At 57.5% G+C, this 23,606-nt stretch carries 23 protein-coding genes; 6 read left to right on the forward strand and 17 right to left on the reverse strand.

Translation table 11 applies throughout. The annotated features are described in order from the left end of the window. Window positions 1–23 precede the first annotated feature (23 nt). From NH398_RS11795 to NH398_RS11830, 8 genes are all read right to left on the reverse strand, one after another. A complete protein-coding gene (locus NH398_RS11795) occupies window positions 24–635 on the reverse strand; it encodes a lambda exonuclease family protein (protein ID WP_159341617.1) in 612 nt (203 codons plus the stop codon). A gap of 37 nt (window positions 636–672) precedes the next feature. Then, the gene (locus NH398_RS11800) at window positions 673–1,422 is read right to left on the reverse strand and encodes an ERF family protein (protein ID WP_159341618.1); all 750 of its coding nucleotides are present in this window, start codon (window positions 1,420–1,422) and stop codon (window positions 673–675) included. Between the two features lie 22 nt (window positions 1,423–1,444). Next, complete coding sequence (locus NH398_RS11805; RefSeq protein WP_159341619.1) at window positions 1,445–1,615, reverse strand: hypothetical protein; 171 nt, start codon at window positions 1,613–1,615, stop codon at window positions 1,445–1,447. 119 nt (window positions 1,616–1,734) lie between these two features. Then, window positions 1,735–2,703, reverse strand: coding sequence for a DUF932 domain-containing protein (locus tag NH398_RS11810; RefSeq protein WP_253018717.1), 969 nt, complete (start codon window positions 2,701–2,703; stop codon window positions 1,735–1,737). Between the two features lie 98 nt (window positions 2,704–2,801). Continuing rightward, window positions 2,802–3,140 (reverse strand): hypothetical protein, encoded by a 339-nt coding sequence (locus tag NH398_RS11815; protein ID WP_253018719.1) that lies wholly within the window; start codon window positions 3,138–3,140, stop codon window positions 2,802–2,804. A 208-nt stretch (window positions 3,141–3,348) separates the two neighbouring features. Beyond that, entirely contained in the window at window positions 3,349–3,669 is a 321-nt protein-coding gene (locus NH398_RS11820; RefSeq protein ID WP_253018721.1) for a hypothetical protein, read from the reverse strand. Between the two features lie 336 nt (window positions 3,670–4,005). Beyond that, on the reverse strand, window positions 4,006–5,256 hold the full coding sequence (locus NH398_RS11825; protein WP_253018722.1) for a site-specific integrase: 1,251 nt from the start codon (window positions 5,254–5,256) through the stop codon (window positions 4,006–4,008). Between the two features lie 251 nt (window positions 5,257–5,507). Continuing rightward, the gene (locus NH398_RS11830) at window positions 5,508–6,386 is read right to left on the reverse strand and encodes a YicC/YloC family endoribonuclease (protein WP_253018723.1); all 879 of its coding nucleotides are present in this window, start codon (window positions 6,384–6,386) and stop codon (window positions 5,508–5,510) included. Window positions 6,387–6,505: 119 nt separating this feature from the next. Between NH398_RS11830 and rph the strand changes: the two genes are divergently transcribed. Then, on the forward strand, window positions 6,506–7,243 hold the full coding sequence (gene rph / locus NH398_RS11835; RefSeq protein WP_253018724.1) for a ribonuclease PH: 738 nt from the start codon (window positions 6,506–6,508) through the stop codon (window positions 7,241–7,243). 88 nt (window positions 7,244–7,331) lie between these two features. Here the strand turns inward: rph and NH398_RS11840 are convergent, their stop codons facing one another. Beyond that, window positions 7,332–8,099, reverse strand: coding sequence for an exodeoxyribonuclease III (locus tag NH398_RS11840; protein WP_054640729.1), 768 nt, complete (start codon window positions 8,097–8,099; stop codon window positions 7,332–7,334). A 141-nt stretch (window positions 8,100–8,240) separates the two neighbouring features. On the opposite strand from NH398_RS11840, the gene pyrE reads away from it, so the two are divergent. Next, window positions 8,241–8,906, forward strand: coding sequence for an orotate phosphoribosyltransferase (gene pyrE, locus NH398_RS11845; RefSeq protein ID WP_253018725.1), 666 nt, complete (start codon window positions 8,241–8,243; stop codon window positions 8,904–8,906). Between the two features lie 2 nt (window positions 8,907–8,908). Here the strand turns inward: pyrE and NH398_RS11850 are convergent, their stop codons facing one another. Then, entirely contained in the window at window positions 8,909–9,379 is a 471-nt protein-coding gene (locus tag NH398_RS11850) for a tRNA (cytidine(34)-2'-O)-methyltransferase (protein ID WP_253018726.1), read from the reverse strand. A 108-nt stretch (window positions 9,380–9,487) separates the two neighbouring features. On the opposite strand from NH398_RS11850, the gene rep reads away from it, so the two are divergent. Continuing rightward, a complete protein-coding gene (gene rep, locus NH398_RS11855) occupies window positions 9,488–11,557 on the forward strand; it encodes a DNA helicase Rep (protein ID WP_253018727.1) in 2,070 nt (689 codons plus the stop codon). Between the two features lie 119 nt (window positions 11,558–11,676). Here the strand turns inward: rep and NH398_RS11860 are convergent, their stop codons facing one another. Further along, window positions 11,677–12,510, reverse strand: coding sequence for a c-type cytochrome (locus tag NH398_RS11860; RefSeq protein WP_253018728.1), 834 nt, complete (start codon window positions 12,508–12,510; stop codon window positions 11,677–11,679). A gap of 268 nt (window positions 12,511–12,778) precedes the next feature. Continuing rightward, on the reverse strand, window positions 12,779–13,669 hold the full coding sequence (locus NH398_RS11865) for a GNAT family N-acetyltransferase (RefSeq protein WP_253018729.1): 891 nt from the start codon (window positions 13,667–13,669) through the stop codon (window positions 12,779–12,781). Between the two features lie 60 nt (window positions 13,670–13,729). On the opposite strand from NH398_RS11865, the gene NH398_RS11870 reads away from it, so the two are divergent. The 3 genes from NH398_RS11870 to NH398_RS11880 all read left to right on the forward strand — a co-directional run bounded on the left by NH398_RS11870 (window position 13,730) and on the right by NH398_RS11880 (window position 16,539). Next, window positions 13,730–14,404: a response regulator transcription factor gene (locus NH398_RS11870; RefSeq protein ID WP_159343628.1), complete on the forward strand. Its 675-nt coding sequence runs from the start codon at window positions 13,730–13,732 to the stop codon at window positions 14,402–14,404. Then, on the forward strand, window positions 14,401–15,801 hold the full coding sequence (locus NH398_RS11875; RefSeq protein WP_253018730.1) for an ATP-binding protein: 1,401 nt from the start codon (window positions 14,401–14,403) through the stop codon (window positions 15,799–15,801). Before NH398_RS11870 ends, NH398_RS11875 begins: the two co-directional genes overlap by 4 nt. 120 nt (window positions 15,802–15,921) lie before the next feature. Further along, a complete protein-coding gene (locus NH398_RS11880) occupies window positions 15,922–16,539 on the forward strand; it encodes a CBS domain-containing protein (RefSeq protein ID WP_159343630.1) in 618 nt (205 codons plus the stop codon). A 120-nt stretch (window positions 16,540–16,659) separates the two neighbouring features. On the opposite strand, the gene nhaD is transcribed toward NH398_RS11880, so the two are convergent. The 5 genes from nhaD to NH398_RS11905 all read right to left on the reverse strand — a co-directional run bounded on the left by nhaD (window position 16,660) and on the right by NH398_RS11905 (window position 23,477). Further along, window positions 16,660–18,126, reverse strand: a complete 1,467-nt coding sequence (gene nhaD / locus NH398_RS11885) for a sodium:proton antiporter NhaD (RefSeq protein WP_159343631.1) — start codon at window positions 18,124–18,126, stop codon at window positions 16,660–16,662. Window positions 18,127–18,281: 155 nt separating this feature from the next. After that, window positions 18,282–20,108 (reverse strand): glutamine--fructose-6-phosphate transaminase (isomerizing), encoded by a 1,827-nt coding sequence (gene glmS, locus NH398_RS11890; protein ID WP_253018731.1) that lies wholly within the window; start codon window positions 20,106–20,108, stop codon window positions 18,282–18,284. 53 nt (window positions 20,109–20,161) lie between these two features. Beyond that, on the reverse strand, window positions 20,162–21,529 hold the full coding sequence (gene glmU / locus NH398_RS11895; protein WP_253018732.1) for a bifunctional UDP-N-acetylglucosamine diphosphorylase/glucosamine-1-phosphate N-acetyltransferase GlmU: 1,368 nt from the start codon (window positions 21,527–21,529) through the stop codon (window positions 20,162–20,164). A gap of 1 nt (window position 21,530) precedes the next feature. Continuing rightward, the gene (locus NH398_RS11900) at window positions 21,531–22,649 is read right to left on the reverse strand and encodes an FAD:protein FMN transferase (protein ID WP_253018733.1); all 1,119 of its coding nucleotides are present in this window, start codon (window positions 22,647–22,649) and stop codon (window positions 21,531–21,533) included. A gap of 27 nt (window positions 22,650–22,676) precedes the next feature. Beyond that, window positions 22,677–23,477 (reverse strand): undecaprenyl-diphosphate phosphatase, encoded by an 801-nt coding sequence (locus NH398_RS11905; protein WP_253018734.1) that lies wholly within the window; start codon window positions 23,475–23,477, stop codon window positions 22,677–22,679. Window positions 23,478–23,606: the final 129 nt, after the last annotated feature.

A 23,606-nucleotide genomic window follows, 5' to 3' on the forward strand; every position in this document is an offset into this window, starting at 1 on the left:
GGAATATCTGTGAAAGTGACCGTTCACGCAGCCATCACTTGGCTCATGCGCCGCTCCATCTCCTCATGAAATGCTTCGACTCGCTCAACAATCGTGCGGATCATGATGTCGTCACGGTAGGCACGTTTAATAAACAGCGGCATGCCAGGCCAATAACTCACAAAGTCGATCCACTCCCGCTCGCTAACCCACAGTCCACCTTGGCACTGAGCAACATGCTCGGCGGGAATCTCCCCGCTAAGCAGTACCTCTATTTGGAATTTGGGCAGCTTGGTTTTGATTTCCAGTAGGCCGTTATCACCTACCAAACTGTCTGGTGAGTAGCCCACCTCGTGATTGAGGATAATGCCCACTTCCTGTGGTTCCGGTTCACCAGCGGCATCGCAATAAAGCGTGCGTGCCACGCCTTCCAGCTCATGACCACGACGGGTATGCGCATTACCCTGAAATGGCTCGGCCAGTTCGCCGGTAATCCGCTCGCCAATCAGCTGATGCATATACGAAAAAGCCCCAGTGCCAAATCCACCGGGGCCTTTCCCGTTAACCAGCAGCGTTTTTAGCTCCGACATGGTGACGTGGCCTAAGCGCGCCGCCAGCCATTCAGGGGAGCCTTGCTCCATGTTGAGTATCTGCATGGATGCCTCCTTTACTCAGGTAGGGTTAGTACGCCGTTTACTTAACAGCTCGCTTAGTGAGGGACGCCCGCAGCTTGTCGAAGTCCGCCTGAGGCACCTGAACGGCAGAACCGTACTTGCCGCTGAACCACTCCTGGGTCGTGGCGGGGCATTGGCTGATCAGCCGCTGGATCTGCCCCGCCTGAAAGGGCGTTACTAGCTTTACTCTAGTGCTGGTGTTGCCGTTATCGTCCTGGCCTCGCGTGGTGATATTAAGCAGGGCACTCAGCACGTAGCGTTTGCCATAGCTAGTAGACGAGCCAAAGGCCTGTACTGCGTTTTTGTTGCCGCTTATATCCGCAGGCAGAAGCATACTGGTCTCTTCACGGTGGCCGTCCTTGTGCATCAACACACCGGTGACCTGAATGCCGCGCTCCTGCGTCTGAATACGGAAGCTCACTGCAAAGCCATGCTTCTGCATAATGGGCCGCACGGTATCGACGATATCTTCCAGCGTGGCGTATTTACCGTTATTGCCTTGGCCATGTTCTTCGATGCTGGGTAACTCGGTCTGCATCGCCGCCATCGCGGCGCTATAGGCCATCATGGCTTGTCGATCCATCACCCGTTCCTGCATTTGCAGCAAACGCTCCATCTTGTCGATATCAACGTCTGGGTTAAGCGCCGCACGCTCAATGACCTGAATGATAGCGGTGCTGTCGGCATGTGCCGGGGCTGAATTAGCCGGAACGGCCTGGAGGGAAGTGGTCGTTGTGTCGCGATTTACCACATTAGTGTTTGTTGCCATGGGGAGGCTCCTTGAACAGTCTTTAAATATCGCTGGGTAGTTCGTTGGGAGAAATAGGCGTTAAGCGCAGCTCAGCGCGGTAGAACTGGCCTTTAGCCATCACATAGGTTTCAGCGTGGGTTTGCTCTTTGGTGAGCAGGCGCTCGGTGAGCTGAGTGAGGGCAATATCGAGATCACGGTGAAGCAGTGCCATGGTGTACTCCTAACCAATAAAAACGCCCAGCCGGTAAGGGCTGGGCGTATGGTGTGATAGTGGAAAAACGTTAAACGATTATGAGAACCTGCGTTCCGGAGCGATAAAGCCAACGCCGGTCAGCTGACCAAGGCCAGCGCTGTATTCAGAGCTTCCTGCTTCAGCTGTGCGCCTTGGCCAAACCATGCAGAATCCATGCGGGTATCGTTACTGCGTGCCCGCTTGTCGTGATCGACGTACTCCGTTACGGCATTGAGCAGGCCCCAGGCCGTGTCTTTAGCGGTGATCAAGTGAGAACCGCGTCCTTCCCCCTGATACAGCTTCTGCACCTTATTCAGCGCCCGGTAATTCGGTAGCTTGGAAGGGTCATCTATTGGCTTATCGATACCGCAGAGCACCGACTGAAAATACTGCTGCGCCTCGCGGTGATCGATCTTACGTTCCGCCAGTGCTTTCATCTGGTACATGAAGTCGTTCCACTGAGAGACCGAAATCCCCAGCTGACGCTTCACCGCACGCGGATCGAACTCTGAGCGATGCGGCACCTTCACCGCTTGCGACGTGCCATCAACGGCAATTTGCAGCGTGTTATTGCACACCACCCGCACCGTGGTGGGCGTGGCCATGGTGGCAAGCGTGCCATCGCAGGAAGTGGCCAACAGCAGATAGTCATTGACCTCATCCTGACCTTTGAGCGACGTGCTTAAGCCGCTACGCGCCAGGGCCCAGAACTTACGCCCGCCTTTGAGCACGCCCGCTGTCTCCAGCTCATACCCGGCGTATTCCGTCAGGTCGCGATAGAACTCCAGGATCTCTTTAGGCTGTACCACCTTATAGCGCTGAGACACCACCGATAGCGGTGCTTTGGTATCTGAGCGGTAGAGCACCTTTTGCTCAGGGAACGAGTGAATGCTGCCAAGGTGGCTAGCTCCTTCGGCGATAAAGCGCACCGGCGCTTCTTCGATATGCCAGTTCATACCGGCCTGTTGCTGCCAGACCTCCAGCGGTTGATGACGAGACAGCTGTTGCCCCAGGCCATGCCAAGGGGTATCGCCTACGTAAGCCATGTGTTCAACGAGATGTGCCATGAGTCATTCTCCAGACATAAAAAAAGCGCCGACCAAAGGCCAGCGCGCGAAAGTGAATAGGCGGATCATTCGCCCCACACAGGGCGAACAACGATAGGTTAAGCGTTAGGTGCTAAAGGCGGGTAGGCGTCGCGGTAAGTGCAGCCGCAAGACAAGCATAACCATGGTGTCCCGCTACCTACTGGCAGCCACTGCTCAAACAATGAGGTGGCGATGCGCGAGCCGGTTTGACCACCGGCCACGGCACCCATCAGGGCGGCAGGCAGCTTTGCTAATGGAAAACGAGTCACAGTTAGCGGCAGTGGGCCGGTGATGGCCGTCGCACGCCATGCGCCAATAGCACCGCCGATCAAGGTGCTGCCCACCACGCTCACGCGTTGGGCTGTATCCAGGTTCAGCATGCGCGTTGATGCACAACGCTTACAGGGTGGGGACATATTGAAGCTCCTATGCAGCGGAAAAAAGGTTCCAGTGGGGTGGATGCATAGGAGTGATATAGGTCTGAAATTGGTTGGGTTTCTAGTTTACACTAAGTGTTGACACATAGTTAACGCAGCAGTCACTGAACACTTAATAAAAAATTAATTAATTTTAGAGATGTAAATTAGCCCCATAAAAAGCAGGCTAATTTCATTTTTATTCAAATTAAGTTTTTGCTTTTTTAAGTTTGGCCATCAGCATTTTTTTCATAACTAAAGATGAACGCTCGACAAACATTTCCTCTGTTTCTTGCTTACGAGGTTCACCAATAGCATCACTTAGATCTTTAACAAAACCATCATCTTCCGCCACCGACTTGGCCAAGCTGTATAATTTCTGACCTTTAACTTCTTTTGGTAAATCAGAATTTTTCGCTTGAGCAGACACGTTATCAGCTATTGCTGCAGGAAAAGAGTTATTACTAGTAAGTAACAGCTGGTTTGAAGGAGCTTTTTGAAATTGATAATACGCATAAAAACTGCTCATTTCGCGTCTCCCATACCAGCAGTACCGACATCAGGATCATTAGAAGATTGCGTCTGGCTACCATTTTGCTGTCCTGACTCTTCATAGCGTTTTTTCTAGTAGTAACTACGAAAAGCTCCTTGGAAAGCCTCTACAATCATATCAACGATTTTTTCTTTGGTCCCTGTATCTAATTTTGAAAAAAACCAAAAATTTTAGATAAGACCCATGAAATGGGGTTTGCCATATGCCCTCCTAGTATTTTCATATCGTAACCAACGAAATTACGAAATAAAAATAAACTAACTGTGAGCCATATGCAACATGCTTAAAAAAAGCTCCAAAAATAAAATAAAATCAAATACTTGGGTAGTTATTAAGTGTTCGATCAGCCGACTTTGTAGCATCTACAAAGAGTTCAGCCACTCGTATCAAAGCATGTTTCCGCTCTTCATAGTAATCATAGCGATCATAAACACCTTCCACACCCTTCAGCTTGTGATTCAAGCAACGCTCAGCCACATGGCTAGGTACGCCGGTCTCAGCCAACAGACTGCGGCAAGTGCGCCTAAGGTCATGCACCGTAAACTCGGGTAGATCACCCATTCTATTTTCAGGTTGCTGCTTCTTGCCTGGTTCTTTACCAAATAGCTTAGCAATGGCGCGATTGAGTGTATCCCTGCCCATATGGGGCTGCTTACTGCTACGACGGCTAGGAAATACGTAAGGTGAACCACAAGCACGGATGTGAAGCTCCTCTAACCACTCGACTGCCTGTGGTGGCAAAGGAATCGCCATTCCCACACCCGATTTGCTGCGCTCTCCGGGTAAGTTCCATTTCGCATTGTTCAAGTCAAATTCTGACCACGTGGCTTCAGTGAGCTCTGTTTTACGCACTCCAAGCACAACAAGCAGTGCGCATGCGAGATAGTTGTCACGCGTAAAGCTAGTGCGATTTTCTCTGAAAACCTCAAAGGCAAACCTGAGCTCCTCAACGCTAAGTGCTCTATCACGGCTTTTCTCGACCCCGCCCGCATCGTTGACGTTGAAAGCAGACGCAGGGTTATAGGTCAAAAACCCTAGCTTGATGCCATGGTTAAATAGCTGTTTTAAGTACATCAAAGCGTCATTTGCAACGGTTGGGCGACCGCTGTTAGTTACCCTTCTGATAATGGTACGCACATCCATAGGGGTAACGCTAGCCAGCGTTAGCGAACCGATGGCAGGAGCAATATCCTTTTCAAAGACGCGTTTAGGGATGTTGGGATGCTTGAGTCGCTTCTCGAGCTCCTGATACCAATCGTCAAACAGATCCTGCACCGTGCTAATGGTTATTTTTTCTTCACGTACGCGCTCTACAAGAGGGTCTGTACCGCTACGAATGGCTTTCTGAGTCTCAACCACTTGCTCACGCGCTTCGAGCAAGGAGAGTTCAGAGCATTTACCCAGTGTCATGCCACGACGCTTACCCGCGAAGGTGTAGCGGCACATCCAATAGGCCGCTCCTGACTTCGGAATCATCAAGTACAAACCGTTGCCATCACCGTAGCGCCCAGGCTTGGCTTCTCTGATCAATGATTGAGTTTTCTTGGCAGTAAAACTCCCCATCGCTCTTTACTCCCCCTCCGCCAACGCCTAAAAACCATATATTTATTTATATTTCAAACACTTATATTAATATTGGGTAGCAAAACCTCAGAAATACGCCCGACTGGTGGATAGCATGGCATTTTACTACCCACTTTACTACCCACTTGGCGGTGGATTAAGCGGGATTTCGGTGGACGAGCATAGACAAGAATTTTATTAAAAAATATATAAAACAGTGTCTTATAGATTTAAAAAAACGACCATAGGCATCACTCAATATTCTGAATCTGCTCCCGCATCTGCTCAATCAGCACCTTCAACTCCACCGCGCAGCGGGTCGTTTCTGCTACCACGGATTTTGACGAGAGCGTATTCGCTTCGCGGTTCAGCTCCTGCATCAGGAAATCCAGTCGGCGGCCTTTGGGGCCTTTTTGGGCGAGCTGGTGGCGCACTTCTTCGATGTGCGCGGTGAGGCGGTCTAGCTCTTCGTCCACGTCGGCTTTTTGGGCCACCAGTACTAGCTCGGCTTCCAGGCGTTGGGGGTCGAGTTCGGTTTTGGCGACTTCTAGACGCTCTAGCAGTTGGGCGCGCTGGCGTTCCAGAATCTGCGGGAGCAGGCTGCGTACGGTGGTCACTTGCTCGCTCACCGCGTCTAGGCGGGTGGTGATCATCTCGGCCAGCTTATCGCCTTCGCGGGCGCGAGCGTCGATCAGCTCATCCAGCGCTTGGTCAAACAGTGTTTTGGCGGCGGCTTTGATAGCGTCTTGGTCCAGGTGCTGGGTTTCCATCACGCCGGGTTGGTTGAGCAATGCCAGCGTAGTGGGCGGCACGGCGCTGGGCACCTGCTGCTGAATAGCGGCCAGGGCATCGGCAATCTCTTTTAGGCGCTGGGCGTTCACTGCCGGTGCCTGGGCGGTGTCGGCGCTCTCGAACCGCACGCTGCACTCTACCTTGCCTCGGGCCAGGCGCGTGCGCAGTGCTTCGCGCAGCACCGGTTCTAAATCTCGCAGGCTTTCATGTAGGCGAAAGTGCGGCTCTAGGTAGCGCTGGTTCACCGAGCGAATCTCGACCTGCAGGGTGCCAAACGGGGCGGCCTGCTCGGTGCGGGCGAAGGCGGTCATGCTGTGTACGCGGCGGGAAGCGGCCATAAGTCGATGCATCCTTTCCATCAATGTGATTCCGAACAGTCTAACCGATAGGCCCATCCGCGCACGCTCAGACGTGTACAATAGAGGGCTTTTCCACTTTAAACATGATGTGAGGTGCTATGCGTCCTGATGTAGTTCGCCCCAGCGGTCGCGAGGCCAACCAGCTCCGTGAAATTCGCTTGACCCGTGATTACACCCGCCATGCGGAAGGCTCCGTGCTGGTGGAGTTTGGCGATACCAAGGTGCTGTGTAACGCGAGCGTGGAAGCGGGCGTGCCGCGTTGGCTGCGCGGTAAACATCAGGGCTGGATTACTGCCGAATACGGCATGCTGCCCCGCGCGACTAATACCCGCAGTGGCCGCGAAGCGACCCGTGGCAAACAGGGTGGCCGCACGCTGGAGATTCAGCGCCTGATTGGCCGCAGCCTGCGTGCGGCGGTGAATTTGAAGAAGCTGGGCGAGTTCACCATCACCGTGGATTGCGATGTCATCCAGGCCGATGGCGGCACGCGCACGGCGGCCATTACCGGCGGCTGCGTGGCGCTGGTGGATGCGCTTCGCTACCTGCAGCGGGAAAAGAAGATCAAAGGTGACCCCTTCAAGCAGCTGGTCAGCGCGATCTCGGTGGGCATCTACAAAGGCGTGCCGGTGCTGGACCTGGATTACCCCGAAGATAGCAAAGCCGACACCGACCTGAACGTGGTGATGACCGAAAGCGGCGAGCTGATTGAAGTACAGGGCACGGCGGAAGCGGGCGCGTTCAACCGCAAAGAGCTGAACGCGATGCTGGATTTGGCCGAGAAAGCCGGTGATGAACTGCGTGAGAAGCAGAGGGAAGCGCTGGGGATTCGCGGTTAAAGGAGCCCAGCATGACTCGGGCCCTGAAACGCAACAGGCCAGCGGTAAGCTGGCCTGTTGGCGGTGCGACGCGGGAAGTAGCTAACGCTTAAAGCGCTAGATCATACTCAACGATCAGCGGTGCGAACTCAGAGAAGGTCGCATCGTAATCAATCCACGCGTCCACCACGTGACGACGGAAGTTGGGGCCGACCAGTTGGTAGTCGATCCGCCAGCCTTCTTGACGGTCACGGGGCACGTCTTGGTCAAGCTTTGGCCACCAGGTGTACTCGCCTGCATCGCGATTGATTTCGCGGAAGGTGTCGATAAAGCCGGTGGGGCCAAGCACTTGATCCATCCAGGCACGCTCTTCCGGGCGGAAGCCGGAAGTGAGCTGGTTGTCTGACCAGTTGGCCAAATCGATGGTTTTGTGGGCAATGTGCCAGGTACCGCAGATGATGTATTCGCGGCGTTTGCGCGACATCTTCGTCAGGTACTCCTGATACTGCTCCATAAACGCCTGTTTGGCTTTTTGGTCACTGCCATCAGGCATCAGGAAGGTGGCAATACTGAAGCGGTCGTAATCCGCCTGCAGAAAGCGCCCTTCGTGGTCGCACTGAGGGAACCCCAGGCCGTACATGATGGCTTTGGGGATTTTGCGGCAATAGAGTGCCACACCGGAGAAACCATCTTCCTCGGCATCCAGGAAGTAGCCTTCGTAGCCTTCCGGATAAAGGATGTGGTCACCCAGTTCAAAACTTTTCGCCTTGATGTTCTGCACGCAGACCACGTCGGCATCCTGCTGAGCCAGCCAGTCCAGGAAGCCACGGTCGACGGCATCACGTATACCATTGACATTAATGCTGGCAATTTTCATAAATCGTCCCTTTTGCGTCGCTGCTGTATGATACCCGACGTTTAGACGTTTGGGTAAAGGCAGCGAGTAAAACTTGCCATTTACCCTACTTTTATTGTTGCTTTCGTGCCGATTGAAACCTACCGCTTAGTGAGGAATGCCGTGGCCACCACTCTACAACCCTACCAGCGCGATTTCATTGCTTTTGCCATTGAACAGGGCGTACTTAAGTTTGGCGAGTTTACGCTGAAATCTGGCCGCGTTAGCCCCTACTTTTTCAATGCCGGGCTGTTCCAAACCGGTCGGGCGCTGGCCAAGCTGGGCCGCTTTTACGCCCAGGCGATTGTGGATAGTGGCTTGAAAGCCGACGTGCTGTTTGGCCCGGCCTACAAAGGCATTCCGCTGGCGGCGGTCACTGCGGCGGCGCTGGCCGACCACCACGATCTGGATATGCCTTACTCCTTCAATCGCAAAGAAGCCAAAACCCACGGCGAAGGTGGCAACATTGTGGGTGCGCCGCTTTCAGGCGATATTTTGATCATCGATGACGTGATCACCGCAGGCACCGCGATCCGTGAAGTGATGAGCCTGATCGAGCAGAGCGGTGCCCGTGCCGGTGGGGTGATCATTGCCCTCGACCGCCAGGAGCGCGGCCAAGGCGAACAGAGCGCCATTCAAGAAGTACAGGCCCAGTACGGCATGCCGGTGGTCAGCATCGTCACCCTTGAGCAAGTGCTGACGTATCTTGAAGAGCACGCAGGCGGCGAGATGCTCGCCTACGCCGATGCGGTACGCGCTTACCGCGACCAATACGGCATTGCCGGGTAAGTCTAAATCTCGAGGGCGCCGGCGTAATCCTGCTGGCGCCACGCTTCATAGCTCACCACCGCTACCGCGTTGGAGAGATTCAAACTACGGTTATTAGGCTGCATGGGGATGCGCAGTTTATGCTCCGCCGGAAGCATGGCGTGCACTTCTGGGGAGAGCCCGGCGGTTTCTGAACCGAACAGCAGTACATCCCCCGGTGCGAAGTTAGCATCGCTGTGGGCGCGGGTGCCCTTGGTGGTAATCGCCCAGATGGTGCGCCCCTGCATGGCGGTGTAAAACGCCGTAAAATCCGCGTGGCGGGTCACGTTGGCAAGGTCGCGGTAGTCTAAACCAGCGCGGCGCAGCTTTTTCTCTTCGAGATCAAAGCCCAGCGGCTCGATCAAATGGAGACGGCAGCCGTTGTTCGCCACTAGGCGCATAATGTTGCCCGTATTGGGAGCCATGCGCGGCTCGAATAGCGCTACTTCAAACATCACCACCTGCCTATGAGTTACCTGCTGTATTTGCCTGCTGCGCCTTCGTCAGCGCCGCTGATTGTAATAGAAATTGCCCTGAAACACTTGTAGAGGTCACCCTTCGCCATGACGCCCCAACCGCCAAAGAGCATTCTTAGCCGTATCAAAGGGCTCAACCCACGCCAGCAAGAAGCGGTGCGCTACATCGATGGCCCTTGCCTGGTACTGGCGGGCGCGGGGTCGGGCAAAACCAGCGTGATCACCACCAAGATTGCCTACCTCGTGCAAGAGTGTGGCATGAGCGCGCGCAAAATTGCCGCGGTGACCTTTACCAACAAAGCTGCCCGAGAGATGAAAGAGCGGGTGGGCCAGATGCTAAAGGGCAAAGAGGGCCACGGGCTGACGGTCTCTACGTTCCACAACCTGGGGCTCAATATCATTCGCGGCGAGCTGAAAACCCTGGGCTACAAGCCGGGGTTTTCGCTGTTCGACCCTGAGGATGCCAAGGCGCTGCTGCGGGACCTGATGAACAAGGATGCCCAGGTGGATGCCGAGCAGATCAACGCCGTGCAGGCCAAAATTTCGACCTGGAAAAACGACCTGGTGCTGCCAGGGGATGCGCTCTCGTTCGCGGCCGACGATGACGAGCACTTCGCCGCCCGCGTCTATGAAGCCTACGTTCGTCACCTGAAAGCCTACAACGCGGTGGATTTCGACGACCTGATTCTGCTGCCGGTGGTGCTCTTACAGCGCGACCCAGAGGCGCTAGCCCGCTGGCGGCGTAAAATCCACTACATGCTGGTGGATGAGTATCAGGACACCAACGTCTCCCAGTACCTGCTGGTAAAGCTGCTGATGTCGGAACGCGCCACCTTTACCGTGGTAGGCGACGACGACCAGTCGATTTACGCGTGGCGGGGCGCGCGGCCAGAAAACTTGGTTACGCTGGGGGAGGATTTCCCCCGTTTGAAAGTCATCAAACTGGAGCAGAACTACCGCTCCACCGGCACTATCCTGCGCGCCGCCAACACGCTGATTGCTAACAACCCCCACGTCTATGACAAAACCCTATGGTCGGATATGGGCGACGGCGCGCCGATTCGCGTGGTGGTAAACCGCCATGAAGAGGCCGAGGCCGAGCGGGTCGCCAGTGAGATGCTCACCCGGCGCATTAAAGAAAAAGCCGAATGGCGCGATTTTGCGGTGCTCTACCGGGGCAACTTCCAGGCGCGGCTGCTGGAGTTGAAGCTGCAGCATTACCAAATTCCGTACAAGCTCTCCGGCGGCACGTCGTTTTTCTCTCGTAACGAGATCAAAGACGCCATGGCGTACCTGCGCCTGCTGATTAACCCCGCCGACGACAACGCCTTTTTGCGCATCGTCAACGTGCCCCGCCGCGAAATTGGCCCCGGCACGCTGGAGAAGCTCGCCAACTATGCCACCGAGCGCTCGATTTCGCTTTTCGCCGCCTGCCATGAATTAGGGCTTGAGCAAACCCTACCTACCCGCGCCGTGGAGCGGCTCGCGCGCTTCACCCACTTTATCGATGGCGTGCGCAAACGGATGGATCAGGGTGATGCCATTGCCGCGATCCGCGACATGCTGCGGGAGATGGATTACGAAGCGTGGCTCTACCAAAACGCCAGCGCCCCTACTATTGCCGAGCGGCGCATGGCCAACGTGTGGATATTGATTGATCAGTTGGAGAAGTCGCTGAACCGCGACACGGAAGACGCGACAGATTCCACCGAAACAGAAACCGACGGGGTGGAAGCGGCCATTTCGCGCCTAGTGCTGCGGGATATTCTCGAACAGCAGGCAGAGGAGGATGACTCGGATCGGGTTCAGCTGCTCACCATGCACGCCTCCAAAGGGTTGGAGTTCCCCCATGTGTATCTGATGGGCCTGGAAGAGGATTTGCTGCCTCACCGCAACGCCATCGAGATGGATACCGTAGAGGAAGAGCGCCGCTTGGCCTATGTGGGCATTACCCGCGCACGGCGTACGCTAACGCTGACGCTGGCCCGCCAGCGAAAGGCCTATGGCGAGCTAATGGACTGCCAACCCAGCCGCTTTTTGGATGAGCTGCCCGCGGATGATTTGGAGTGGGAGGGCCGCGCCGATAAAGAAGACCCGGAGAAAAAGCAGGCACGCGGTAAAGATGCGATTGCCGGGCTGCGCTCGCTGCTGGGATAAGCGGGCAGGGCAAGCGCGATGTATCGCACAAAAAAATATCCACAGGGAGTTTGGAGCACCCACCTGTGGATAGTTTATGACGCTTGGCTTACCCGCTCATGAGGGCGGGCCGCTCGCCTTTACTGTGCTTGCGAGACCATGTAATCCACCACGGCCATAATCTCTTCATCGGAAGCGCTGCTGCCACCACGCGGCGGCATCACGCCTTTACCGTTGAAGACGCTTTGGTAGAGTGCGTCGGTACCCTGCTCAATACGCGGGCCCCAGGCTTCCGCATCGCCCAGCTTCGGTGCACCGGCAACGCCAGCACCGTGGCACGCCGCACAGCCAACGCTGGCGTAGAGTGCTTCACCGTCTAAACCGCTGTCGCCACCGGCAGCTTCTTCTTCATTGGCGGCGGCGGCTTCGCTCGCAGACTCTTCTTCTGCAGCGTCGTCGGCTGCTGCCATGTCGTCGCTCGCACTCTCTTCAGAGGCTTCTGCTGCGGCTTCTTCTTCACCGCCCCCTAGCTCAGGCACTTCCATGACGGGCTCGACCATATAGGCAACCGCGGCTTCCATCTCTTCATCAGAGAGGTTCGGGTTGCCGCCACGGGCAGGCATCGCGCCAATACCGTTAATGGCATGGTCTAGCAGGGTGGCAAAGCCTTGCTCGGTACGCTCTGCCCAAGCGGCTTCGTCACCGCGTACCGGCGCACCGGCCGCGCCGGTTTCGTGGCACGCCATACAGACGTTGTTGTAGATACCCTCGCCATCTACTTCACCATCACCGCCACTGCTAGAAGCCGCGGGGGCTGCTGCCGTGCCGCAGTCTTGGCCTTGAAGGCAGAGTTGTCCTACCGGCGCTAGGCGCTCAGCGATTGCGTCACGCGCTGCATCTTGGGCATAAGCACCGGATGTGCCTGCCATGACGCCGAGGGCCGCCAGCCCGCTCATGATCAGCTTAGATTTCACTCTCACCACCTCTTGAGTTTTATGTAGTAAACGCGTTGCGCTTCAAAACGAGTGCGTCCGTTTTTTGCTTATGCTGGATACCTAGCGCTTGGAGACACCGCTCTTACCGGGGTGCGGCCGTGCCACTTCCGATGGACGCTGCCACCGGGGCACCGAAACGCCAAGACATACGTATAGAGTTAGTATACCGAGAACATAAAGGGTAAGAAAATGCTACTAAGCGCGGCAATTCAACCCACGGCCGCCATACGCGGGTCGAAAGCCCGTTTCAGTACCAACCCAGGAGGCGCTCACGGCCCAGCGCTTCGAAACCCGCCTGGTCGTATACCCGCCTAGCTGGCGTGTTCTGCGCATCTACCGTCAAACTGAGGTAGTGTGCCCCTGATTGAGCGGCCAAGGTTTGCGCATGGCGAACGATGGCTCGTCCTAATCCTCGCCCCCGCCAGTCGGGCAGCAACCCCATCAGTTGCAGGCTCCAGTGCGAAGAAAGGGTAGCGAGCAGCAATACTCCTACCGGCTTTTCTTGGTGTTCCAACCAATACCAGTGCGGCGGGTGAGCCGATGCCGCTTGGGCTTGGAACCCCGCTAGCAGCGTCTTCACCGGCAGCGCGTCGCGCAGCGCCGGGCAGTCCAACGACGCTTCCCCTACTCGCGCCAACAGCGCATGCTGCTCGGCCAGGGGTAACGTCGTGAACGGGCGTAATCCTAGCGATGCCTGGGGAGCAACGGGGGGTTGGCACGCCCATACACGATGCTCCAACGTAGCCATGGCCCGCATCCCCCCATTGACTAACACGTCCTCCCACGCGGCCCACGGCGCAGGTAGCGCCACATGGCAAAGCGTGATGGGCTGGCGATGTACCCACCCTTGCAAGGCACTCAGCAGCGATGGGACAGCAGCGTCGTTGTGCCGGGGGAGCCATAGCTGCGCCGTGTGGTTCGCCAGCGGCTGCACCCAGGCGGCCGCGCGTATGTGTTCGTCTTCCATCGCGACCCACAGGCCGCGCCAAGCGTCCGCACTGGCCGTGGTGAGGGCATGTTGCAACCCAGCCTGAAGGGCAGGATCGTGGACGGCGGCCAGATGCAGCAGGGCTTCACGCCGCCGGTGCTCTGGACAGGGCTGAACGACAATGTGGCTGAGTAACGAACAACGTGTCATGTTAGATAACCGGGTAATTTGAAAAAGCCCCTATGCGTCAAGGAGGGTTCATCCCACGTTATGCGCCTCTTATTAGTAGAAGACGACCCCAGCTTAGCATCGGGAATTCGCATCGCCCTAAAACCCGAACACTATACGGTGGATCATCTTACCGATGGAGATGCGGCGCTTAGTGCTCTTCAAAGCGAACCCTTCGATGCAGTGATTTTGGACCTCGGTTTACCTCACGTGGACGGCATGGACGTGTTACGGACGATTAGGCGCCTGGGCAGCCAAGTGCCCATTTTAGTGCTCACTGCCCGTGACGCCGTGGACCATCGCATCGAAGGGCTCGATGCGGGGGCCGATGATTACCTCACCAAACCATTTGAGGTGGATGAACTCAAGGCGCGTTTACGTGCCCTGCTGCGTCGTAGCCAAGGTCAAACCAACGGCGTGCTCAAATTTCGTGGTATTAGCCTGGACCCTCAAACGCTGATCGTGACGTACCAGCACCAGACGGTTCCCCTCTCACGCCGTGAGCTCGCGCTTCTGCAAGAGTTCATGAGCCATCCTGGACGTGTCTTTACCCGCGATACGCTCACTCGGTTGATTTATGGATGGGAAGAGGATGTCGAGAGCAATGCCATCGAGGTCCATATCCACCATTTACGACGTAAGCTGTTTCCCGATGTGGTGCGAACGGTACGAGGAATCGGCTACGTCATGGATAAACCCGAGCAGGCCGCGCCATGACATCCATTCGCCGCCGCACGTTAGGCCTCGTCCTGCTCGTCTTTGGCATTAGCATGCTGATCATTGGCTACATTAGCTACCGCTATGCCGCGCGCGAAATCGAAGCGTTGCACGATAGGAGCTTAGCGCAAAACGCCGCGTTGTTAGAGGGACTACTGCAAGCCCCGCTGCCTGCGCACGATCAGTCGTTGCTTATTAAAAGCCTGGAAACGGCGCTCTCAGCCCCCAATCAGCGTGCTGCAACGCCTCTAGACGGCAGCCTACGTGAACTGGCCTTTCAACTCTGGGAAGAGGACCGTTTGCTGCTACGCTCTGCCAGCGGACCCAGCACGCCACTGGTGCAGCAACCCGTTGGCTACTCGACGCTGACGGTGGATGAGTACGCTTGGCGCGTCTATGTGCTCGACGTACCTGGCAGCACCCAACGCGTGGTGGTCAGCGAGCGCGCAGACGTGCGCGGTGAGCTGATCAGCGCCGTGGCGCTGCGTACCCTGCTGCCCGATTTGATTGGGCTACCCTTTTTAACGCTGCTGCTATGGTGGTCCATTGGCTGGGGGCTGGCCCCCCTGTCTCGCATGGCAGAGCAGATCCGTAACCGCGACCCGCACAATCTAAAACCGTTACCGCTCTACCCGCTGCCTCAAGAGCTGGGCACCATTGCGGGGGCGTTGAACCGGCTGCTGGAGCGGCTGCGCCAACTGCGCGTGCGCGAAAAACGCTTCATTGCCGACGCCGCCCACGAGCTGCGCACTCCGCTGGCCGTGCTGGATCTTCACGCCCAAAATGCGCTGGCGGCCGAGAACGCCGAAGATCGTGAAGAGTCGCTTCATCACCTGCGCAGCGGCGTCGCCCGCTCGACACGGCTGGTCTCCCAACTGCTGACCCTGGCCCGCCTCGACCCCGAAGAGGAGCCGCTGCCTGAGCTGCGCTACGCCAACGTGCTGCTGGAAACTCAGGAGACACTGGCAAAGCTCTCGCCGCTGGCCGCCGAGCGCCAGCAGCAGTTACTGCTCACTGCCGATGACCACGCCGATTGGCGTATGGAAGAGGAGCCTGGTGCCATTGAAACCTTGGTACAGAACTTGGTCGGCAACGCCCTTCAGCATGCTCCCGAGCAGAGCACCATTACCGTGACCCTCGAAGCCGCCCCGCAAAGCATTACGCTGATGGTGGACGACCAAGGCCCCGGCATCCCTGCCGAAGAGCGCAGCCGGGTGATCGAGCGCTTTCAGCGAGCGGGCCCAGGTGCCGGTGCGGGGCTGGGGTTATCCATCGTTGAACGTCTGGTCAAACGCCATGAGGGCCAATTGCACTTGGAGGACGCCCCGGGCCGCGGCCTGCGCGTTCGAGCAGTATTGGCAAGAGAAGCGCTGACACTGCGCCATGCGAAAGAATGAGAAAAAATGTAACGTCGGCAGACTCTTAAGATTGTGATAAGAATTCCGTGCAAATGTGAAGGTACAGAGCAGGCGCGTAGTGAATGACCTGCTTCTTCACAACCACGGAGGTACCCCACGATGAACCAATCCCTGCACTCCCATAAGCCGCTCGTTCAGTTTGGTGCTACCCCGCTACTCACAACCCCGGCACCCAAGCAGCTCACTCCCGACAGCCCGGCCATGTCGGTACTCACCGACTTTACCCACGTCATGCCGCAATCCATCGCGGGCGACACGCCCATCGATGAGGCTCATTTGAAAATGCGTCATGGCGGTATCCGCCTGCTGTTCGTGATGGACAAACAGTCTCACTGCGTGGGCGTGCTCACCGCGAAAGAGGTCATCGGCACCCGGCGCATCAACCTGGCCATGCAGCAGCGCAATTTGGAGCGCTCCGAAGTGACGGCCGCGATGATCATGACGCCTTGGGAGAAACTCAGCGCCATGCCGCTGGAGCAGCTCGCCTCGCTCACCATCGAAGACCTCGTGCTCTCGATGGAAAGCTTTACCGAACAGCACCTGCTGATCACCGAACGCAAGCCGAACGAAGAGCTGAGCGTGAGAGGCATCATCTCCGCCACCGATATTCAAACGGTGATGGGAAGTCGAATCCCAGCCAAGCTTCCAACGACGGTGGTCCCCATGGCTCGAAGCTTCGCCGATATCTGCCAGGTGATTACCGGACACGACCTGTAACCCTCGCAAGGCACATTACCCGTCAGAATTTAATCGCTTTATCACGCAAACGCCCCTTATCGGTTCGATAAGGGGCGTTTTTTGCCTAGCCATATGGCTAGGCAAACGTCCAAGCGACGCTTAGAACAGGTTGGCGTTGATCAGCAGATGCGCTGCAATGCTGGCGGCGTAGCCCAACAAAATGGCGGGCACCCAACGCAGATGGACCGCGAAGGTGTAGATGCCTCGAGCTTGGCCCATCAGCGCCACCCCGGCAGCAGACCCCATGGAGAGCAGACTGCCCCCCACCCCTGCCGTCAGAGTAATCAGCAGCCAGTTGCCTTCCGACATATCCGGGGCCATGGAGAGCACCGCGAACATCACTGGGATGTTATCCACTACCGCTGAAATCAGCCCCAGCACGACGTTGGCCCAAACCGGGTCCCAGCCGCCGTAGAGCGTCTCTGACAGCAAGCTCAGGTAGCCCATGAACCCAAGGCCACCGACACACATCACGACCCCGTAGAAGAACAGCAGCGTGTCCCATTCGGAGCGGGCAATTTTGCTGAAGATATCGAACGGCACCACGCTGCCTAACTGCTCGAGCTTCTTCCAGTCGCCCCGGCGTGAGTAACGCTCACGTTTGCGCTCCAGCGAGCGGGGCAGACTGCGACGCAGGTAATAGCCAAAGAATTGCAGCAGGCCTAGACCAAACATCATGCCCATGGCGGGCGGTAAGTACAGAATCGAGTGGCACAGCACCGAGATCGCCACGGTGATCAAGAACAGAACGATGATGCGCCGGGCACCACGCTTCAACCACACGTTTTCGATCAGCGCAGCGGGCTGACGATTGACGATGAAGAAGTTCATGATCACCGCAGGCACCATGAAATTCACGATCGCGGGCACCAACAGCGCGAAGAAACCTTCGAACGGCACCTGACCGGCCTGCCATACCATCAGCGTAGTGATATCGCCAAACGGACTGAACGCACCACCCGCGTTGGAGGCCACCACCACGTTCACGCAGCACAGGCCAATGAACTTGTTATCCCCCTCGGCCACCTTCAGCACCACGGCACACATCAGCATGGCGGTGGTCATGTTGTTGGCGATGGACGAAATACCGAAGGCCAAACAGCCGGTAATCCAGAACAGGCTGCGGTAGCTAAACCCCTTACGCACCAGCCACGCGCGCAGTGCATCAAACACGCGACGCTCTTCCATGGCATTGATATAGGTCATCGCCACCAGCAGGAACAGCAGCAGCTCGGTGTACTCGAGCAGTGTCTCCTTGAAGGCGCTCTCTGCCTCATGGGGCATACCCGCCTGCACGTAGACCCACGCCACCATGGCCCAGATCAGGCCAGCGGCCACCAGCACGGGCTTGGATTTACGCATGTGGATGATTTCTTCACTCATGACCAGGGCATAGGCCAGAATGAAAATAGTGACGGAGGCAATACCGGTCAGGGAGGCGGTGAGATCGAGAGGGCCGGCAGCAGCAAAGGAGAGCGATGGAAAAGCGAATAGGCAGAGTGCGGTCAACAACCAAGCAACGCGGCAAGCAGGATGCCGAGTTGCAAGGGCGTTAGGTGGTTTCATAGCAGCGTGATCCTGGCAGGGTTAGAGAATACCGCCACGATAATAAGCACACTAACTATGTGCTGCAACGCAGCGATGGCGCATAAGATGCGGCCATTTGCCGCATCTTGTAAAGCGCTTTATTCATCCAATTGCAATTATTTGTGACGCACCGATCATTCGACGGTCACGCTCTTGGCAAGGTTACGCGGCTGGTCCACATCGGTGCCTTTCAAGACCGCGACATGGTAGCTCAGCAGCTGCAGCGGCAAGGTGTAGAGCAGAGGAGCCAGCGCTTCGTGGACGTCTGGCAGCTCCAGTACGCGAATGTCGTCTTGGGGGCTGATGCCTACCTTGTGGTCGGCAAACACGAACAGTTGCCCCCCTCGGGCGCGTACTTCCTGGAGATTGGATTTCAGCTTTTCCAGCAGGTCATCGTTGGGGGCTACCGAGATGACCGGCATCTCGCTATCCACTAGCGCCAGCGGGCCGTGTTTTAGCTCGCCGGCCGGGTAGGCCTCGGCATGGATGTAGGAGATCTCCTTGAGCTTCAGTGCGCCTTCTAGAGCAATCGGGTAGTGCGCTCCACGCCCCAGGAACAGCGCATGATGCTTTTCAGCGAACGCCTGGGAAAGCGCTTCGATTTGCCGGTCGAGCCCCAGCACCTGCTGACAGATCGCGGGCAGCGTCTGCAGGGCACGAATGATCTCTGGCTGCTCGGGCTGGCCCTTCGCTTTGCTGATGGACAGCGTCAGCAGCATCAGCGCAATCAACTGGGTGGTGAAGGCTTTGGTCGAGGCCACGCCGATTTCGGGGCCTGCGCGGGTCATCAGCGACATGTCCGACTCCCGCACCAAGGAGCTGCCGGGTACGTTGCAGATCGCCAGCGAGCCAACATACCCCAGCGTCTTGGCAAAGCGCAGCGCCGCCAGCGTATCGGCGGTCTCCCCGGACTGAGAGAGCGTTACGAACAGCGTGCCTTCCGGCACGACCGGATGACGGTAGCGATACTCGGACGCCACCTCGACCTGTACCGGTACCCCGGCGTAGCGCTCCAGCCAATAACGCGCGACCAAGCCAGCATGATAGCTGGTGCCACAAGCGATGATATGCACCTGGCGCGTCTTCTGAAACAACGCCTGGGCGTCCGGTCCAAAGCTTTCGACCAGCACGCTGCTAGCGCTTAGCCGTCCTTCCAGGGCGGCTTCGATGACCTTGGGCTGCTCGAAAATCTCTTTGAGCATGTAGTGACGATAGTCACCTTTGCTGGCCGCACCGTCGCCGTGTTCGAACGTTTGCACGGGGCGCTCGACCGGGTTGCCTTGCCGGTCGACGATGCGAAGGGCGCCGCCCTCACGAAGCTCGACCACGTCGCCCTCTTCCAGGTAGATAAAGCGGTCGGTGACCTGCAAAAGCGCCAGCGGATCCGAGGCTAGAAACGCTTCGCCGATCCCGACCCCGACGACCAGCGGGCTGCCTTGGCGTGCGCCCACCACCACCTCGGGTTCGGCTGCGCTCATCACGCCGAGCGCGTAAGCGCCACCCAGGCCATGCACGATCTCTTGGGTCGCGTCGAACAGCGTCTTCCCCGTGGCGAGTTTTTCCGCCAGCAGGTGGGCGATCACCTCGGTATCGGTGTCCGAGGTGAAGGCATAGCCGCTGCCTTGTAGCGTCTCTTTGATCTGCTCGTAGTTTTCGATGATGCCGTTATGCACCACGGCCACGTGATCGCTACTGTGGTGCGGATGCGCATTGGCCTCGGAGGGTTTGCCGTGGGTGGCCCAGCGGGTGTGGGCGATTCCGCTGTGGCCCGGCAGCGCTTCGGCATCCAACCGCTCGGCCAACGCCGAGACTTTGCCCAAGGCGCGGTGCCGTGTTAAGTCACCGCCGTTCAGCACCGTCATGCCAGAGGAGTCGTAGCCGCGATACTCCAAGCGTTTAAGGCCTTCCAGCAAGATTCCCTGCACATTGCGCTGTGCAACCGCTGCGACGATGCCACACATAACTCTTTCTCCTAGGGCGTTCTCACGCCGTGTTATTCAACGTGTCGATGCACTTATTTAGTCGTTTTCACCGGGCGAGGCCAGTCGGGCTTTTCTAGCTGTCGGCTGCGCGTCACGGCTAGGGCGTGCTCGGCCACGTCTTTGGCGATCGTGGAACCTGCACCGACGGTGGCTCCTTTACCCACCGTGACGGGGGCTACCAACGCGGTATTGGAGCCGATGAAGGCGTTATCGCCTATCTCGGTGCGATGCTTGTTCACACCGTCGTAGTTGCAAGTGATGGTCCCCGCGCCCACGTTCACATCGCGCCCCAAGCGAGCATCACCCACGTAGCTTAAATGATTGATTTTGCTACCTTCACCCACATCGGCATTTTTGGTTTCGACAAAATTACCGACTTTGGCTTTGACCGCCAAGCGCGTGCCGGGACGCAGCCGCGCGTAGGGCCCCACCTGATTCAGGCCCGCCGCCACGGTCGTATCGATCACGCTATGGCTGTGAATCTCGCTTTCCGCGCCTATGGTGCTGTTCTTGATGACGCAGTAGGGGCCAACGCGCACGCCTTCGCCAAGCTCGACATCCCCTTCGAACACGCAACCCACGTCGATGAAGACGTCGTGACCGCAGGTGAGTTTACCGCGCACGTCGATGCGTGCGGGGTCGGCCAAGGCAACGCCTTGGGCCATCAACGTCTCCGCTATCTGCTGCTGATAGGCACGCTCGAGGCGGGCCATTTGCGCACGATTATTGACCCCTTCTACCTCGATAGCCTGCTGCGGCTGCGCGGTGGCCACCTTAATGCCCTCACTGGCCGCCATGGCGATCACATCGGTCAGGTAGTACTCACCCTGGGCATTCTCTGCCGACAGCTGGGGTAGCCAGCGCTTCAATTGGGCGCTGGTCATGGCCATGATGCCGGTGTTGCACTCGGTAATCGCCAACTGCTCGTCGGTAGCATCTTTCTGCTCGACGATCGCCACGGCGTGGCCATCGCTATCGCGCACGATACGCCCATAGCCGCTGGGGTCATCCAGCGTGACGGTGAGCAGTCCTATGTGCTGCTCATCCACCTGGGTCAGCAGACTCGCCAGCGTCTCGCGGCGAATCAGCGGCACGTCCCCATACAGTACCAGCACGATGCCGCTGCCCAGTTGAGGCTGCGCCTGGGCGACCGCGTGTCCGGTGCCCTTCTGCTCTTCCTGCAACGCAAACGAGACCTTGAACTCCGCCAGCGCCTCACGCAGCTGGTCGGCACCGTGACCAATCACCACGTGAGTACGGCTAGGGTTCAAGCCGTTGGCCGTTTCCAGCACGTGCTGCACCATGGGCTTGCCCGCCAGCGTGTGCAGCACTTTGGGAAGTTGAGAGCGCATCCGTGTGCCTTTGCCCGCCGCAAGGATGACGATATCGAGGTCGTGCATGTTATTCACCTGTCTCCGTTTGGCGATTCGCCGTGGGCGCCGCCCAGGGTTCGATGCCCAATTCGTCGATCAGCGCATCACCGAAATAGTTGACGAAGGCCGGACTCGCCAGGCTGCGCCAGCGATCCCCTTCGCGTACTAGCATCAATATATTGAGATTGTTCTCGACGGCCAGCTGCATCCCCTGTTCGCTCCCGACGACGGTGAGTGCCGTGGCCCAGGCATCGGCCCAGGCGTTCGAGGGGTGAAACACCGATACCGACGCCAATTGATGCTTGATGGGCCGCCCGGTTCGCGGGTCCAGAAGATGGGAGAAGCGCTCGCCGTCGACGTCGAAGTAATTGCGATAATCGCCGGAGGTGGCCACCGACATGCTCTCCAGCGCTATCACGTGCTGTGCTTCCGGCACGCCGCTTTGCGGCACTTCGATGCCGATACGCCAGGGCGTCTGCGCATCGATATCGCGGTAACCGCGGGCAATCAGCCCGCCACCAATATTGACCAGATAGTTGTCGATGCCTTGCTGGTCTAGATACGCCGCTACGCGGTCAGTAGCGTGGCCTTTCGCCACGCCAGAGAGGTCGGCGAAGACATCGCGTAAGCGGCGCGCCTGCATCCGCTGGGTATCGACCTCTACCGCATCGAAGCCAACGGTCGCCAGGCGCTCGCTGAGTTCGGCATCGCTGGGGACTTCCTCGGGCCGCGCTTCGGGGCCGAAGCTCCATAGATTGACGACGTCGCCAATGGTGATGTCGAACGCTCCACCGCTGGCTTCTGCCACCGAGCGGCTAATGGCCATCACTTCGATCAACTCGTTGGAGAGCGGCTGCCACTCGCCAATCGGCGCACCATTGAACGCGACCAGTTCAGAGTCGTCGCGGTAGGTCGACATGGCCTGGTCCACGTCTTCCATCTCGGCCAGGATGCCCTCTTCCAGCGCTTTGGCATCGCCTTGGGTGAGCGGGTCGACCAGCGTCACTTGGTAGTAGGTTCCAAAAATGCCGCCTTCGAAGCGCACTGGCGACTCCAAAGGACGGTCACTCTCCGAGCAGCCTACCAGTAGCAGCCCGACCAGTGCCACGACCCCCACACGCCCACACGCGGTTTGATAGCCCTTCATCCGATTTCCTTAGTTGAACGCGCCGGGTCAGAAGTGAAAAAACCAGAGTAACCAAGCACCAAACAGTATTCGATAGACCACGAACGGCTGCATGCCTAGCTTTTTAATCACCACCAGGAAGTAGTGAATACACAGATAAGCGCTGATACCCGATAACAGCGCCCCTACTAGCATAGCGGGTACGTCGATCAGGTGAGGCGCTTTGAGCAGGTTCACCGCTTCGAGCCCACCGGCCAGTACGATGACGGGAATCGAGAGCAAAAACGAGAAGCGCGCAGCGCCTTCTCGGCTCATGCCGACCATCAGCGCCGCAGTCATGGTGATCCCCGAACGCGACGTCCCGGGAATTAGCGCCAGCACTTGAGCACCGCCGATGATCAGCACGTCTTTCAAGGTCATCTGGTACTCGCTGCGAGTGCCGCGCATTTTCCAGTCGGCGTAGCCTAGCAGTAAACCGAATCCGATCAGGCTAAGGCCGATGATCAGCGTCGAACGCATGTAGCCTGCGATCAGGTCGTGGAGTAAAAAACCGACGATGCACACCGGCAAAGTGGCCACGGTGACCCAAAACGCCAAGCGCGCGTCGTCATCGACGCCGTTGCCTTTGACCGCCGTGAGGCTGCTGGCGATCATTTGCCAAATTTCTTGACGAAAATAGATCACCACGGCGCTCAAACTGCCCAAATGGAGCGCCACATCGAACGCGAGACCTTGATCTTCCCAGCGGGTCAGCACCGGCACCAAAATCAGATGGGCAGAGCTAGAAATCGGTAGGAATTCAGTGAGCCCCTGCACCACCGCCAATACCACCACTTGGAGCCAATCCATAGGTCGTCCTGTCTATGTTCTGTGTTCGATGTGTCGTTATGAAAGGAGGTTGTCTCACCTGCAGCGGCGCTTAGGATACACATCCCGCCCTGCCTTGTCCGCACCGGCAACGCCTGCGAATTCACAATA

Source organism: Halomonas sp. CnH100-B, from assembly GCF_024124605.1.
GTDB lineage: Bacteria > Pseudomonadota > Gammaproteobacteria > Pseudomonadales > Halomonadaceae > Vreelandella.